This is a genomic window from Marinovum sedimenti (assembly GCF_054052205.1).
The window spans coordinates 1,722,500-1,734,857 of sequence record NZ_CM133223.1; the positions used below are offsets into that span (position 1 = coordinate 1,722,500).

Here is a 12,358-nt window from a genome sequence, read left to right on the forward strand (position 1 = left end):
AGTGTGGGCGGAATTCGGAAGAAACGTCAAGCCTCGGCTCGGCAATTTACCTTGAATGCTTGGTAAAAACCGGTCGATGACGCAGGGTCACGATATGCGCGACAGCTGCCACACCCGCGCCGCGTGCAAAAAAGAACTGCGCTTCAAAGCGCTGTGATTCTGTGCCTCTTCGTCCTCACCCCACTGCTCTTCCTGCCAGAGCTCATCAATGCGCGAGGTCTGCCACAGCGCCTCGGGCGTGTCCCGGTCTTGCGCTGCCGCCAATCCGATCACCAAAGACCCGGAAAGCGCCACCAAATCATGCAGCGCGGCCAATTCGAAGTCAGAGCACTGATGAACCGCTTGGCGCAGCGGGGTCAAAGCCGCCGGATCCTGCGCCAAAGGCATCACGCCTTCGGTGACCGCGAGCCGCGCGCCATAGGTGTCTGCCACCCAATCAAGCAGCGGATCCCAAGCGGCATTCTGACGGTCACGCAGCTCAGCAGGTGAGTCCGCGCGATAGCACAACAAGTCGGTTCCGCCGTAATCTGCAATCATATCAGCCACTTCGGCCTTCTGGATCGCGACTTTGTCGATGGCGGCATTGGCGGTGCGGGTAAAGGGCATCACCCGAGGGTCGATCTTTTCTTCGATCGCCTCCCATTCGTCGCGCACTTTTTCGGCGAATGCCTCTGTAGGCAGCAAAAGCGCTGCCTTTGCCGGTGTTTTCACCGGTTTGCCATCCAGCGCCACGCCAAATCCGCCGTCGCCGGGCTGAATTTCGGTCTGCTTCCAGAATCGTTTGGCTTTCCACTCGGTCATGCGTGTGCACCCCATCTTGCGCTCAGCAGCGCTGGCAATTCCGCCATATCGTCAAGAACCACGCCCGCCGAAGTCAGCGCCGCGCGCGGGTGATAGCCCCAGCTCACGCCGATGCCATAGATCCCGGCGGCCCGGGCCATATCCATGTCATAACTGGTGTCGCCCACCATCACCGCGTCGCGCGCCGCAACGCCCGCTTCGGCCAAAGCGGCCTCAAGCATCGCAGGATGCGGCTTGGACGGATGGAAATCCGACACCTGTTCAGTCACGAAAACCCGCTCCAATCCATGCGCCTGCAACAGCGCGGTCAACCCGCGGCGGGATTTTCCGGTGGCGATGCCAAGCAGCACGTTATCGCGCGCGCCCAGCTCGGCCAGCACCGCCTGCACGCCGGGATACAGCGGCGAACTGTGGCCCATGGTGTCGCGGTGGCTGGCATAGGCATCCTTGTAACCCTGCACCAGCACAGCGCGTTTCTCAGACGCAAGATCAGGCGCCAGCCGCGCCATCGCCTCGTCCAGCGACAGCCCGACAATCGACAGGATATCGGCGCGCGCAGGCGCTGTCAGCCCCAGCGCGGAAAACGCCGCGTCCATCGCCCGCACGATGTCGGCCTGGCTGTCGACCAGCGTGCCGTCGACGTCAAAGATCACCAGTCGCAAGTCGCTCATTGCAGCGCCTCAAAGGGATCCTCATCGGCCAGGTCTTCGGTCCAGCCGAAGGTATCGAAGGTATGCGCAATGTGCTCTGGCAGCGGTGCCGTGATTTTCAGCAGCTTGCGGGTCTTGGGGTGCTCAAAGCTCATGGTGCGGGCATGCAGGTGCAGCTTGTTCGAGATGATCCCGCCCAGCTTTGCGCCCCAGCCATCGCCCATGTTTTCCTGACCCGAGCCGCCATATTTGCCATCGCCGACAATCGGGTGGCCAATCTCGGCCATATGCGCCCGAAGCTGGTGCGTGCGGCCGGTGATCGGCTCCATCGCCACCCAAGCGGCCCGACTGGCGACCCGGTACAGCGTGGCATATTGCGTGATCGCACGCTTGGCACCGGGCGTGCTCTCAACCTCGCGCGGGTGGATCGCGCGCATCTTTTCACCCTCACCGTGCGAGCCATGCCCGCCGGCCTTGACCAGGCCAAACTTGATTTCACCGAGATAAGGCACAGGCACGCCAGCGACGACGGCCCAGTAAATCTTGCGGGTTTCGCGGTGGCGCATCGCGGCGGTCAGAAACCGTGCCATCTCTTGTGTGCGCGCCAGCAAAAGCACGCCCGAAGTATCTTTGTCGAGCCGGTGCACCAGCCGCGGCTTGTCCTCATTGTCAAAGCGCAAGGCTTCGGCCATGCCATCCACGTGGCGCGTCTGTTTGCTGCCGCCTTGGGTGGGCAGGCCGGCGGGCTTATTGATCGCGATAAGAAAGTCATCCTTGTAGATGACACAGCTGCGGATCATCTCGGCGTCGGCGCGCGACACCATATCGGGTTTGGGCGCGGGCCGGGCAATCTCGTCCTCGGGAATCGGCGGAATGCGCACCTCTTGCCCCGCCTCGATCCGGGTCGAGGATTTCACCCGCCCGCCATCCAGCCGCAGCTCGCCTTTGCGGCACATCTTTTCGATCCGCCCCTGACTCAGGTTCGGATAAATCCGACGCAACCAACGGTCGATCCGTTGATCGCCATCCCCCTCGGCCACGATCTGTTTTTGTACACCACTCATGCGAAATATCCCCGCGCTGCCATCATCCCGGCAAAAAGCGCCGCAATCGCCAAACCAACCGACCCCATCACATACAGTGCCGAGGTCATCACCTGCCCACGTTCAAACAGCGCCACCGCATCGAGCGAAAACGCCGAAAACGTCGTGAAGCCGCCAAGCATACCGGTCATCAGCAGCGGTGCATAGCGGGTGGCGTGAAAATGCGCCAGTGCCACGACAAGGGTGCCCATAAGGAAAGACCCTGCGATATTCACGATCATTGTGCCCCAGGGAAAGCCGTGCCCCATGACACGTACCGCCGCCACACCGGTAAGATACCGGGCGCTCGCGCCGATTGCGCCGCCAAAGGCGACTTGAAGTAGGGTTTCTCTCATCGGGCGTCTGTCGCGCGGGGCTGCGGTGTTGTCAAGCGGGCGGATGTCGCGGCAGCGCGGATCACGCAACGTTGCAGCTGTTGAGACGGAAACCGATCTGTCAACAGATCGGAGCTGATCCATTGATGGATCAGGCCGCGCCCGGACATAAGCCACCTCACCAGCCCGCAAATCAGCCAAACAATCCAGCTATTCCCTTCGGTGTCGATCGAAGGCGCACTCGGCAACGCTTCGCTTCCCGACACGCTTCGCTTCCCGACACGCTCCCCCTCTCGCACCGCAAACCGATCTGTCAACAGATCGGAACTGATCCATTGATGGATCAGGCCGCGCCCTTCGTTACGCGCCGCGCTTGGCCCGCAACTTGGCAAAATAATCCACACGCTTCTTCAATTCCCGCTCAAATCCGCGCTCGACCGGCTGGTACATCACCGGACGCGTCATGGTATCGGGAAAGTAATTCTGCCCTGAAAAGCCATCCTCGGCATCGTGGTCATAGGCATAGCCATCGCCATACCCCTGCTCTTTCATCATCTTGGTGGGTGCATTCAGGATATGCTTGGGCGGCGGCTCTGATCCGGTGCTTTTGGCCGCCTTGCGCGCCGCCTTATACGCCACATAACCAGCGTTCGATTTCGGAGCCAAAGCGATATAGATCAACGCCTGCGAAATCGCCAATTCGCCCTCGGGGCTGCCCAGCCGCTCATAAGTTTCCCATGCCTGCAGGCACACCGCCTGCGCCTGTGGATCGGCCAACCCGATATCTTCGACCGCCATGCGGGTGATCCGCCGCGCCAGATACCGCGGGTCTTCGCCGCCCTCGAGCATTCGCGCATACCAATACAGCGCCGCATCAGGATCGGACCCGCGCACCGATTTATGCAGCGCGGAAATCAAGTTGTAATGCGCATCGCCGGATTTGCCGTACTGCGCCGCCCGCCGCATCAGCCGCCCCGCCAGCGCCTTGGGCGCAAGCTTGCCCTCCACCTTCCAGGCCATCACCTGCTCAATCAGGTTCAACAGCGCGCGCCCGTCGCCGTCCGCCATCTCCAGCAACGCCTCGCGCGCGGCACCATCCAGCGGCAAGGGTCGGTCGATGTCTGTTTCGGCCCGTTGCGCCAACCGCTCCAGATCCTCCGGATCCAGCCGGGTCAGCACAAGCACCTGCGCCCGGCTCAGCAAAGCGGCGTTCAGCTCAAACGAGGGGTTCTCGGTCGTGGCCCCCACCAACAAGATCGTGCCGTCCTCCATATGCGGCAGAAACCCGTCCTGCTGCGCCTTGTTGAACCGGTGGATCTCGTCGACGAACAGAAGCGTGCCCTGCCCATTGGCGCGGCGGTGCTTGGCGGCCTCGAACACCTTGCGCAACTCCTGAACGCCGGTGAAAATCGCGCTGATCTGCACGAAATGCAGCTCGGTTTCATCGGCCAACAGCCGCGCGATGGTGGTTTTGCCCACCCCCGGCGGCCCCCAGAACACCAAAGACGACAGCGTGCCAGACTTCAGCATCACGCCAAGCGGGGCCTCGGGGCCAAGCACCTGCGCCTGCCCGATCACCTCGCCAAGCACCTTAGGCCGCAACCGGTCGGCCAAGGGGCGCGGGGCGTTGCTTTCGGCTGCGGAAGCCGAACTGTCAAACAGATCCGCCACCCGCTTAGACCCGAAACCGAAGCGCGACGCGGCGATTGCCGCGCAGCACCTGGATCGACACCCGGCCCGTCACCCGCGGCAAGATTTCGGCCACGTCGCTGGGGTTTTCGATCCCGGCACGGCCAATCGCCTCGATGATATCGCCCGCGCGCAGGCCCAGCCGCGCGCCCGTCGCCCCCGGATCGAGCACAATCACGCCCTCTTGGTCGGCGCTCAACGCCAGTTCATCGCGCACCGCCGGGTTGATCCGTGCCAACGTCAGCCCCACAAGCAAGGCCGCCTCGTCGAGCACAGTCACCTCGCGCGGCGGCAGGTCTGGCGGCGCGATCAGCGGCACATCGGCCTCCTCTGTGCGCCCCCGGTGGACATAACCCACCGCAACGCTTTCACCGATGCCGCGCACCGACATGCGGAAAATCATCTCGGGCGGGGTGTTCACCGGCTGGCCATCAACCGTCAGGATAACGTCCCCCACCGCAAGACCCGCCGCAGCAAAGGGGCTCGCAGGATGCAGGTCCGCGATCACCACACCACCGGGCAGCGCCAGCCCGAGACTGTCGGACAGGTCCGCATCCACCGCTTGTCCGTCGATCCCGGCCCATGGGCGCAGAAACCGGGTGTGACCCGCACGCGCCTGCGCCACAAACTGCGCCACAAGCGAGGCGGGAATGGCAAATCCGATGCCATTGGAGCCACCCGAGCGGGTCAGGATCGAGGTGTTGATGCCGATCACCCGCCCCGCGACATCAATCAGAGCCCCGCCAGAGTTTCCGGGGTTGATCGGCGCGTCGGTCTGGATGAAATAGCCGCGCATATTTCCCGTCGCCATGCCGGACCGCGCCAAGCCGGACACGATTCCCGAAGACACCGTTTGGCCGACGCCAAAGGGATTGCCGATGGCGAGGGCCAATTCGCCAACCTCAACCGTATCACTGTCGCGCAGCGGCAGATGGGGCATATCACGCGCACCGTCGAGCCGCAGAATCGCCAAGTCGCTCTGCTCATCGGCCAACAGCACCGATGCGCTGAATTCGCGACGATCGTTGAGCACGACACGAATGTCCGTCGCCTGCCCGATCACATGATAGTTTGACACCACAATGCCATCGTCCGACAGGATCACCCCCGACCCAAGCGAATTTTCAACCCGCGGTCGGACCTGCCCAAAGCCGCGAAAGAACTCGCTGAAAAACGGATCGTCGGCAAAAGGGCTGCGGCGCTCGGCCACGACCTGCTGGGCATAGATGTTAACGACGGCGGGCGCGGCCTGCTTGACCAGCGGCGCAAACCCCAGCGAAATCTCGGCCTGGCTCTGCGGCACACGGGTTTCGGCCGGGATTTCGGCCAGTTCCTCCGCCTGCGCGGCGGCGGACAGCAAAGCGATGGCTACGGCGAGTATCAGACGCATCGTTGATCCTTTTTCGGCTCTGGCTTTGGCTTGATATGCCCGTCCGCCCCGCCTCTTTCAACCCAGACCGGAACCCCGCCCCCACCCGGCGCGTTGAGCCGTGTAAATGTAAATATCAGGAGGTTACCATGGCAGACCGCAAGAGATCCCAAGACGGCGTGCGCGAAACCGAAGAGTACATCGACGACGCCCCCACCCCAAGCCAACAAGGCCGGGCCGACGGCAACCTGGAACGTCAGGTGGGCACCCGCGATATGCTCAAACGCGCCGAGCAGGACCGCCCCGGCGTGACCCGCGTGCGCAAGTCCGAAGAAAAACACGACGACAGCAAGGGAGGTTAAGCGATGGCACGGATCAAGAATGGAACGTGGATTGTGGTGGCCGACAGCGAAAAAGCCCTGTTTCTGCAAAACCTGACCGATCACGACGACCCGCATCTGGAAGTGACCGACAAGGACGAACAGGACAACCCGTCAGACCGCGCGCAATCCGCCAATCGCCCCGGCCGGATGCATGACAATGGGCCGGGACATCTTTCAGCGATGGATGACACCGACTGGCATGAACTGGCTAAGGAACGCTTTGCCGCCGATCTGGCCGATAAACTGTATGGCGAGGCGCACAAAGGCAATTTCGACCGGCTCATCCTTGTGGCCTCGCCGCAGGTGCTGGGCAGCCTGCGGGCCGAATTGCATCAGGAAGTGACCGACAAGATCATCGCCGAGATCCCAAAGACGCTGACCAACCACCCGGTCAACAAGATCGAGGAACTGGTCAAGAAAGAGCTCGACGCGGCCTGACTTGGCCCCGCCCCTCCCCTGAAACGCAAAAGGCCAGCCCCGATGGGCTGGCCTTTTTCTGTCCCTCGAAGACAGTATATTTTATTATTCGTCGGCTGCTTCCAGCTCGGCGGTGCGCGCCTTGTCGGCTGCGCCTTTGGCGTCAACGTCGCGGTCCACCAGCTCGATGATCGCCATCGGCGCCATGTCACCATAACGGAAACCGGCTTTCAGAACGCGGGTGTAACCACCCTGACGGTCGGCATAGCGCGGGCCGAGGACTTCGAACAGTTTCGCAACGTCCTTGTCTTCTTTCAGCATCGACGCGGCCTGACGACGGGCGTGCAGATCGCCGCGTTTGCCAAGAGTGATCAGACGTTCCACGGTGCGCTTAAGCTCTTTGGCTTTCGGCAGGGTGGTTTTGATCTGCTCGTGCTCGATGAGCGAGCCGGACATGTTGGACAAGAGCGCCTTGCGGTGCTCGTGGGTGCGGTTGAGGCGGCGGTAGCCTTTTGCGTGACGCATGATAATTCTCCGATGTGCCCTCTACGGGCGGTTTTGCTTTGTCTGGCCGGTGATGCGTGTCGCCGGCTCTCCTTGGGGCTGGATTGCCCGGGTGGTGTGGGTGCGCAAGGACTGCGCACCCGACGAAGACGTCTTAGAACGCGTCTTCGAATTTCTTCGCCAGATCTTCGATGTTGTCTGGCGGCCAATCCTCGACGTCCATGCCAAGGTGCAGACCCATGCCCGACAGCACTTCCTTGATTTCGTTCAAGGATTTGCGGCCAAAGTTCGGCGTGCGCAGCATTTCGGCTTCGGTCTTCTGGATGAGATCGCCAATATACACGATATTGTCGTTCTTCAGGCAGTTGGCGGAACGCACCGAAAGCTCCAGCTCGTCGACTTTCTTGAGCAGCAGCGGGTTGAATTCCAGACCGTCGTCGTCATCCTGACGGGTCGCCGATTCCGGCTCGTCGAAGTTCACGAAGATCGACAGTTGGTCCTGAAGAATACGCGCAGCATAGGCCACGGCATCCTCGGGTGTCACCGAACCGTCGGTTTCGATTTTCAGCGTCAGCTTGTCATAGTCAAGAACCTGGCCCTCACGGGTGGGTTGCACGTCATACGACACCTTTTTGACCGGCGAATAGATCGCATCAATCGGGATCAGGCCAATCGGCGCATCTTCCGGCTTGTTCTTGTCGGCAGCGACATAGCCTTTGCCGGCGTTGACGGTCAGTTCCATGTAAACATCCGCGCCCTCATCGAGGTGGCAGATCACATGGTCCTTGTTGAGCACTTCGATACCGGCGCTGTCAGCGATGTCACCGGCGGTGACGACACCCGGACCTTTTGCATTGATCGACAGGCGCTTGGGCCCTTCGACTTCCATGCGCAGGGCAACGCCCTTGAGGTTCAGCACGATATCTGTAACGTCTTCACGTACACCGGCCACGGACGAAAACTCGTGCAGCACGTTGTCGATCTGAACCGATGTGATGGCGGCGCCCTGAAGCGACGACATAAGAACGCGGCGCAGCGCGTTGCCGAGGGTAAGACCGAAGCCGCGTTCCAGAGGCTCGGCGACGGCTGTGGCCTGACGCGAGGGGTCATTGCCGGGGCGAACCTCCAGCTGCGTCGGCTTGATCAGCTCGGCCCAATTCTTGTGGATCATGCGTCCCTCCATTCCTGCTTTTACCCGATGTCCAAAGGCAAAAGCGCCCGAGGTTAATAATGACGGAATGGGGCCGTGCAAAAATGCAGGGCCCCAAACCAGTAATGTGGATTAGACGCGGCGGCGCTTCGGCGGGCGGCAGCCGTTGTGCGCCATCGGGGTCACATCACGGATCGAGGTGATGTTGAAGCCGATCGCGGCCAAAGCGCGGAGCGCGGATTCACGACCCGAACCGGGGCCTTGAACTTCGACTTCCAGCGTCTTCATGCCGTGGTCCTGTGCCTTTTTGCCTGCGTCTTCCGCAGCCATCTGAGCGGCATAGGGTGTGGATTTCCGCGAACCTTTGAAGCCCATGGTGCCAGCGGACGACCATGCGATCGCATTGCCCTGCACGTCAGAAATCAGGATCTTGGTGTTGTTGAAAGAAGAGTTCACATGCGCAACGCCAGTTGCGATGTTCTTGGAAACCTTCTTCTTCGTTGCGCGACGAGTATCACGTGCCATTCGATCAGGCCTCCCTTACTTCTTCTTGCCAGCGATAGCTTTCGCCGGGCCTTTGCGCGTGCGCGCATTGGTGTGTGTCCGCTGACCGCGAACAGGAAGGTTGCGGCGGTGACGCAGGCCACGGTAGCAGCCAAGGTCCATCAGACGCTTGATGTTCATCTGTGTCTCACGACGCAGGTCGCCTTCGACGGTGAAGTTGGCGTCGATGTGCTCGCGCACGGCCAGAACTTCGGCGTCGGAGAGCTCGTTCACGCGACGCGATGCGTCGATGTTCACGGCTTCACAGATTTGTTTGGCCGAGGTGTGGCCAATTCCGGTGATGTAAGTCAGGGCAATCGGGACCCGTTTATGGGTCGGGATGTTAACGCCGGCGATACGTGCCAAGTGTCACTTTCCTTTGTGTTGCGGTTCCGTAGCTCCAGAACCTTTTTTCACAACGTAAGCCCGAGGCAGTAAGCACCCGGGCCGCAGCTGATTTCGAGATGTTTGTTCCCTCTCGGGAATCGCTCGCCAACGGCGAGATAGGGCTAACTATGAGCCAGCGCGATTAGGGTCAACCCCCTGTCAAGAGATTTTTGCCAAACCGCTTGCTTTCGCCCTGCCCCAGCCAATTCGCGCCGTTCAATGCGCAAGCCGCCGCCCAGGCCGATGTATCATCCTTAAGGCGCAGGCCGGGCCTAAGCCCGGCTTGCCCCAAATCTCACCCGAGTTGAATATCCAACTCGTGGCGCACTTCGGCAGGTTTGCCCATGCCATCAACCGGGCGCAGTTTGCCCTTGGCATAGTAATACCCGATCAGCGGCGAGGTCTGTTTGTAATAGGCCATCAACCGGGTGCGCAGGCTGTCTTCGTTGTCGTCTGCACGGCGCTTCTGATCGGTGCTGCCGCAATTGGCGCATTTGCCATCTTCCGGCCAGGGCTTGGTCTGGTCGTTATAGACTTCGCCGCAATCACCACAGGTCGAACGCGCGGTGATCCGCGCCACCAGCGCCTCATCATCCACCCGCATTTCAATCACTGCACTCAGCGATTTGCCATGCTTGGCCAGCAGCGCATCCAAAGCATCGGCCTGCGCCAAAGTCCGGGGAAAACCGTCAAAGATGAAACCACGGTTGGCCGAGGTCGACAGCTTTTCTTCGATCAGCCCAATCACGATCTCATCGGTGACCAACTCGCCGCGCGCCATAACGCCCGCAACGCGCTTGCCCATGTCGGTGCCGCTGTCTTTGGCCTCGCGCAGCATGTCGCCGGTCGACAGTTGGATCATCTCGTGATCCTCAACCAACATACGTGCCTGCGTGCCTTTACCTGCCCCCGGGGGCCCGAGAAGAATGATATTCATGTGAGGTTATCTCCGAACGGGGCTGCGTTTCTTACGCGACTTACCTTTACCGCGAAGCTGCGATTTCTGAATCAGACCTTCGTATTGGTGGGCCAGAAGATGGCTCTGGGCCTGCTGGATCGTGTCCATCGTCACCGACACAACAATCAGAACCGAGGTGCCGCCGAAGTAGAACGGAATGGCAAACTGACCGCGCAGGATTTCTGGCAGAAGACACACCGCCGCAAGGTAGGCCGAGCCAAGCACCAGGATCCGGTTCACCACATATTCGAGGTATTCCGCGGTTTTCTTGCCCGGACGGATGCCCGGCACAAAGCCGTTCTGGTTCTTCAGGTTGTCGGCCACATCATCGGGTTTGAACGACACGTTGAAGGTGTAGAAATAGGCAAAGAACACGATCATCAGCGCGAAGAACAGCAGATACAGCGGCTGACCGGGGCCAAAGTAGGCAAGGATCGTCGACATGATCGGGCTGGTCTGATTGCCGCTGAAGGTCGCGATAGTCGTCGGCAAAAGCAGAAGCGACGAGGCAAAGATCGCCGGGATCACGCCCGCCGGGTTCACCTTGACCGGCAGGTGCGACTGCTGGGCTTCGGAAATCTTCATGCCTTGCTGACGGCGGGGATACTGAATGGTGATCTTGCGAAGCGAGCGCTCCATAAAGACCACGAACATGATCACCAGCACCACCATCAGCATCACACCGACAATAACAGCCGGGCTGATCGCGCCCGAGCGGCCCGAGGCAAAGAACTGCGCCAAGGCGGCGGGGACTTCGGCAATGATGCCGACAAAGATGATAAGCGAGATACCGTTGCCGATGCCGCGTGCAGTGATCTGCTCACCCAGCCACATCAGGAACATGGTGCCACCCACCAGCGTGATCACGCAGGAGGCGATAAAGAACGATTGATCAATGTCAGCCGCGACAAAATCGTTGGCATAAAGCCCGACCGACAGGCCATAGGCCTGGAACGTCGCCAGAACGACCGTGCCGTAGCGGGTCCACTGGTTGATTTTCTTGCGGCCCTGCTCGCCTTCTTTCTTCAACTGCTCCAACGCGGGAACCATCGAAGACAGCAGCTGAACGATGATCGAGGCCGAAATATACGGCATGATACCGAGAGCAAAGATGCCCATCCGCCCCAACGCGCCACCGGTGAACATCGACACCATGCCGCCGATCCCCTGCCCGGCTTGCTCCATGAAGTCACGAAGCGCCGCACCGTCGATTCCCGGGACGGGAATGAAAGTGCCAAGGCGGTAGACGATCAGAAGACCGAGGGTGAAGAGAATGCGGTTGCGCAGGTCGGTGGCCTTGCCGAGCGCTGCCCAGCTGGTGTTGGCCGCCATCTGCTCTACTGCTGATACCATGGCTCGTTAATCTCGCTCTATGAAAACGCCGCCCAATGCCGTTTTCCGGCGGGCGGCGTTTGGAAAACTGTAAGCTATGTAAGTGGCAAGCGCGCCACTCACAACCCGCTTATTCGGCGGCTTGCGCTGCCGTGACCGTCAGTGAGCCGCCGGCCTTCTCAACCGCTTCGATTGCCGACTTGGATGCGCCGGTGACCGAGATGGTCGCTTTCGAGGTCAGTTCACCCTTCGCCAGAACGCGCACACCGTCAAGCTTGCGGCGCAGAACGCCCGAAGCCACGAGGGTATCTTCGTTGATGTTGGCTGCGTCGAGCTTACCAGCTTCGATGAATTTCTGGATCAGGCCGAGGTTGATCACAGCGTACTGCTTGCGGTTCGGCTTGTTAAAGCCGCGCTTGGGCAGACGTTGGTAGATCGGCATCTGGCCGCCTTCGTAGCCTTTGATCGCCACACCCGAACGGGATTTCTGACCTTTGATACCACGACCGGCGGTTTTACCCATGCCCGAACCCGGACCACGGCCAACGCGTTTTTTGCGTTTGGTTGCGCCATCGTTATCGCGCAGTTCATGAAGTTTCATATCGCTTCTCCTTGCCGGATGCTGCCCCGAAGCGAGATGGCAGACCACGGCGTTTCTTGATTGTGTGAGTCGCAGCCCACAGGGCCACCGGGGGCGTATAGCGACGCGCGCGCCCTCGCGCAAGTGGTGCCGCGTGTTGGGCGGGGAATTCCCGCCG

The 12,358-nt window shown here is 60.8% G+C and carries 15 protein-coding genes; 2 read left to right on the forward strand and 13 right to left on the reverse strand.

Annotation, left to right across the window (positions count from 1 at the left end):
- Positions 1–87: 87 nt before the first annotated feature.
- The 6 genes from ACW9UO_RS08290 to ACW9UO_RS08315 all read right to left on the reverse strand — a co-directional run bounded on the left by ACW9UO_RS08290 (position 88) and on the right by ACW9UO_RS08315 (position 5,947).
- On the reverse strand, positions 88–801 hold the full coding sequence (locus tag ACW9UO_RS08290; RefSeq protein WP_457088491.1) for an ATP12 family chaperone protein: 714 nt from the start codon (positions 799–801) through the stop codon (positions 88–90).
- Positions 798–1,472 (reverse strand): HAD-IA family hydrolase, encoded by a 675-nt coding sequence (locus ACW9UO_RS08295; RefSeq protein ID WP_457088492.1) that lies wholly within the window; start codon positions 1,470–1,472, stop codon positions 798–800. The genes ACW9UO_RS08290 and ACW9UO_RS08295 overlap by 4 nt, the downstream gene beginning before the upstream one ends.
- On the reverse strand, positions 1,469–2,515 hold the full coding sequence (locus ACW9UO_RS08300; protein ID WP_457088493.1) for an RluA family pseudouridine synthase: 1,047 nt from the start codon (positions 2,513–2,515) through the stop codon (positions 1,469–1,471). Before ACW9UO_RS08300 ends, ACW9UO_RS08295 begins: the two co-directional genes overlap by 4 nt.
- Positions 2,512–2,889 carry a fluoride efflux transporter CrcB gene (crcB, locus tag ACW9UO_RS08305; protein WP_457088494.1) on the reverse strand — a complete coding sequence of 126 codons (378 nt, stop codon included), beginning with the start codon at positions 2,887–2,889 and terminating at the stop codon, positions 2,512–2,514. Before crcB ends, ACW9UO_RS08300 begins: the two co-directional genes overlap by 4 nt.
- Positions 2,890–3,228: 339 nt before the next feature.
- Positions 3,229–4,539: a replication-associated recombination protein A gene (locus tag ACW9UO_RS08310; protein ID WP_457088495.1), complete on the reverse strand. Its 1,311-nt coding sequence runs from the start codon at positions 4,537–4,539 to the stop codon at positions 3,229–3,231.
- A gap of 4 nt (positions 4,540–4,543) precedes the next feature.
- Complete coding sequence (locus tag ACW9UO_RS08315) at positions 4,544–5,947, reverse strand: trypsin-like peptidase domain-containing protein (RefSeq protein ID WP_457088496.1); 1,404 nt, start codon at positions 5,945–5,947, stop codon at positions 4,544–4,546.
- A 128-nt stretch (positions 5,948–6,075) separates the two neighbouring features.
- On the opposite strand from ACW9UO_RS08315, the gene ACW9UO_RS08320 reads away from it, so the two are divergent.
- Both ACW9UO_RS08320 and ACW9UO_RS08325 read left to right on the forward strand, forming a co-directional pair.
- The gene (locus ACW9UO_RS08320) at positions 6,076–6,288 is read left to right on the forward strand and encodes a hypothetical protein (RefSeq protein WP_457088497.1); all 213 of its coding nucleotides are present in this window, start codon (positions 6,076–6,078) and stop codon (positions 6,286–6,288) included.
- A gap of 3 nt (positions 6,289–6,291) precedes the next feature.
- A complete protein-coding gene (locus ACW9UO_RS08325; protein WP_457088498.1) occupies positions 6,292–6,747 on the forward strand; it encodes a host attachment family protein in 456 nt (151 codons plus the stop codon).
- A gap of 84 nt (positions 6,748–6,831) precedes the next feature.
- Here the strand turns inward: ACW9UO_RS08325 and rplQ are convergent, their stop codons facing one another.
- From rplQ to rplO, 7 genes are all read right to left on the reverse strand, one after another.
- Entirely contained in the window at positions 6,832–7,251 is a 420-nt protein-coding gene (gene rplQ / locus ACW9UO_RS08330; RefSeq protein WP_457088499.1) for a 50S ribosomal protein L17, read from the reverse strand.
- Positions 7,252–7,384: 133 nt separating this feature from the next.
- Complete coding sequence (locus ACW9UO_RS08335) at positions 7,385–8,401, reverse strand: DNA-directed RNA polymerase subunit alpha (protein WP_457088500.1); 1,017 nt, start codon at positions 8,399–8,401, stop codon at positions 7,385–7,387.
- 111 nt (positions 8,402–8,512) lie between these two features.
- On the reverse strand, positions 8,513–8,905 hold the full coding sequence (gene rpsK / locus ACW9UO_RS08340; RefSeq protein ID WP_457088501.1) for a 30S ribosomal protein S11: 393 nt from the start codon (positions 8,903–8,905) through the stop codon (positions 8,513–8,515).
- A gap of 15 nt (positions 8,906–8,920) precedes the next feature.
- Entirely contained in the window at positions 8,921–9,289 is a 369-nt protein-coding gene (gene rpsM, locus ACW9UO_RS08345; RefSeq protein ID WP_457088502.1) for a 30S ribosomal protein S13, read from the reverse strand.
- Between the two features lie 316 nt (positions 9,290–9,605).
- Positions 9,606–10,247 carry an adenylate kinase gene (locus ACW9UO_RS08350; protein ID WP_457088503.1) on the reverse strand — a complete coding sequence of 214 codons (642 nt, stop codon included), beginning with the start codon at positions 10,245–10,247 and terminating at the stop codon, positions 9,606–9,608.
- Positions 10,248–10,253: 6 nt separating this feature from the next.
- On the reverse strand, positions 10,254–11,621 hold the full coding sequence (gene secY, locus ACW9UO_RS08355) for a preprotein translocase subunit SecY (RefSeq protein ID WP_457088504.1): 1,368 nt from the start codon (positions 11,619–11,621) through the stop codon (positions 10,254–10,256).
- 109 nt (positions 11,622–11,730) lie between these two features.
- Positions 11,731–12,201: a 50S ribosomal protein L15 gene (gene rplO, locus ACW9UO_RS08360; protein ID WP_457088505.1), complete on the reverse strand. Its 471-nt coding sequence runs from the start codon at positions 12,199–12,201 to the stop codon at positions 11,731–11,733.
- Positions 12,202–12,358: the final 157 nt, after the last annotated feature.